This is a genomic window from Schlesneria sp., from assembly GCF_036405755.1.
Taxonomy (GTDB): Bacteria; Planctomycetota; Planctomycetia; order Planctomycetales; family Planctomycetaceae; genus Schlesneria; species Schlesneria sphaerica.
This window is the reverse complement of record NZ_DASWWZ010000326.1, coordinates 1-2,973: the sequence shown is the minus strand read 5'-3', so window position 1 is coordinate 2,973 and position 2,973 is coordinate 1. Positions and strand designations below refer to the sequence as shown.

The 2,973-nt window shown below is 58.6% G+C and carries 1 protein-coding gene; it reads right to left on the bottom strand.

Annotated elements, in window-relative coordinates; genetic code table 11:
• Positions 1 to 277 precede the first annotated feature (277 nt).
• On the bottom strand, positions 278 to 2,973 hold a 2,696-nt coding region (locus VGE80_RS11395; RefSeq protein WP_440592753.1), incomplete at its 5' end, for a hypothetical protein.

Sequence of the window (2,973 nt, the reverse complement as noted above, 5' to 3'; positions counted from 1 at the left end):
ATCCGTTTGCTCATGCCTGTCGATCCCCAGTTCTCAACTTGCAGTGGTGTGACTCAACACGCTGCGAACGATCCTTGAATCCTGAATTCGGCATGGTTTCAACTTCACGACATCCTGGGAGGTCGATCATAACCTTCGCAGTGTGACGGATGTGTCGCGCGACAATTCTCTATTCTCAACAGACCGAAGTGCGAGTGCAATCGACCCGGACTGTTTCAGGCGGGAATACTGGCTGAAGTTCTGATGGAGCAGCCCTGCCCGCCATTCTTCCTGTAAGTCACGGTGTGCGGGAGCTACCGATGCTTCTGAGATAGGCGTGTAAGTCAGCGAGATCGGTTGTCGTGAGTCCCTTCAGCAGGCCTGTCGGCATCAGCGAGATCGGCGACTTTCGTTTTTCTTCGACTTGTGTCGTGTCAATTCGGAATGTCTGACCTGAACTGTTACGCAGCAGGAAGCCGTCGACAGATTCGTACACGATCAGCCCTGAATAGGATTTGCCCTCTTTTGTCGAAACGATCGTGGTCTGGTAGCGGTTAGAGACGTCCCGGCTGGGAGCGACGATCGCGGTGAACAAGTCCTCGCGAGAGAAGCGGCTCGACACTCCCCCCAGATCGGGTCCCAGCGCGCTACGCCCGTTGTGGCATTGAAGACAGGCACGACTCTTGAATATCTCGGCTCCTCGTTCGGCGTTGCCTGCATCCCAGTCGGTTGCGGCCAGCATTGATTTCAGTTGATTCAGTTCCTGGTCATTTGTCCCGAGTTCTGCAGCGGCGTCGCCGGGGAAGTGACGTTCAATCCACTTCGTCCATGCCTCTAAAGTCTGAGGTTGTGGTCGATGACCCGCCTTCCCCGTAACGAACGGGAAGGATTGCTTGTTATTTCGTTCCAACTGCTTCACGACTTCTTCGCGCAGCACGTATTCACCCGAATCCGCTCCCAGCCTTCGCAGCGCCTTCAGCAAGGCGAGCTGCTCCATCGGCAGTTGACCAGGCCCCAGTTGTTCCAGCGCCGAAAGAGAGGCTGATTGAACTTCCGACTGCGACCATTCCAACCCCGCAATAAACTTCTCGCGATCGATCGACTGCGGATTTCGGCTGAGGACCACCAGCACGGCGCCGCGAACCGGGAAATTCTCAAACTGTGACCGAATCAGCTCTCGGTGTTCGGGTTTGTCTGAGTCTCCCAGAGCGAAGACGACATCGTTGGTCCACGGGTACTCGAGCGTTGTCGAGCACTTGTGTGCAAAGGCGTCCCGTGCCGCTGGTAACAGTTCCGGGGGCATTTCGTTGAGAAAGATCGTATGCCCGGGCCGGCCGAACTGGGGATGACTGACGATGGCGGGAGCGAGAAAACGATCAGCGATGGCCAGCTTCGTCCACATCTCTCGGATGCGATCGGCCCAACTGGCATCTTGCGGTAATTTCCGCGAGGTGATCTTTTCGTCGAGCCCGACGAGTGCGGCGACGATCTGCTCCCGTTGTTTAACCGAATGCGTCAGCGGACAACGGGCGAGCGTCACCAGGTGATGGATATCGGCGACAGGCTCGGACGAGGGGGTGAGTCGTTCACACAGCGCATCGATGACCTTGTTGTTGTAGGTCGTCGTCATTGCGATGAGTCGTACCAGTTCTTCGTCCAGCCGGGCAGACCCGCTGGGGAAAACCTCAGCGAGCGAGACCCGCCAGGGATTGAGGTCCTGTTCAAATTCTTCCAGATCGAGTGGACTCGCATATCCGTCGAAGACCGGTGGGCGGTCCTGCCGGGGACCCATATCGCCAAGTACGACCTGCAGCAGGCGAACTGCGTCGAGCTTCAGGTCGATGGCGGCATCGGGGTCACGAAGGACGCCCATCGCCAAGGAAGGGATCTCACTTCGGATTCGGCTTTCCGCATCGATTGGTCGATTCAGCCAGCCGAGGATATAGCTGACGGTAGCACGGGAGCCCAGACGTTTTGCCTCCGCAGCCAGGTCTGGCAGCCGCGATTCATCCAGCCGCGTCACGAGAGCGGCGGCCAGTGTTCGATTGAATCGATCCTCTCCACCGAGTCGAGCTGCCAGACTGGGGCCTAAAGACTTCCATCCCAGTGCCTGCCGGTCGAGACTCAAACAGGTCTCCATCGTGCAGCGTGCCACCAACGGGCTGGGATCGTCGAGGAAACGTTTGATGATGGCTGTCTGCGGGCGATGGTGCCCACTCCGGCCGTAGGCCCAGATCGCACGGGCTCGAACGGCTTCCGATGGACTGTTCGCCAGGGCCGTCACAACGTGCTGGTCGATCCCCTCGAAAAGCTCGACCAGAATCTCGATGGCTCTTATTTGATGATCGGGGGCTTGTGACGAGTCTCGCAGGAACTTCTCGAAGGGGACAGGCCCCAGTTTGACGGCCCGTGGCTTCCAGGCCGCACGCGACCAACTGCTCAGGGGTTGCGGGGCGGACAGAATTTGTTTGAGTTGTTTGTCTTCCGCAGCAGCGCCGTCGGAGTCCGATGCGAGCTGTGGCGTCGTACGTGTCGAGCGGATTCGGTACACCGCGCCCCGGGTTCCGCGGCCTCCCACACACACGAAGAGCGAACCATCCTGACCGATCTCAACATCGGTCGGTGCGAAGCCGTTTTGTCCTGTTCCTGCCATGAACAGTTCCGGGTCGCTCGACCACGTCCCCTTGTGCGGCTGAAGCGGCAGTGCGTGGACTCGTCCATATGTCCAGTCGAGCACAAATAACGCGCCGTGGTATTTGTCGGGGAACTGAGTGTGTCGGTAACAGGCGACCCCCGTCGGGGAACCACGACCGAACGAGGCAATGACCGGAGGCATGTCGAAGAAGCCGTCTCGCCGCATCCAGCTTTTGCTGACCCAGCCAAGATCGGCACCTGTCAGGGCGTGAAAGACCTGCGTCGGACGGTACCACGGCAACGAAATTTCCCGTTCTTCATCACTGTCATAGGTGAAGATGTCCCCTTGCGGGTTGAAGG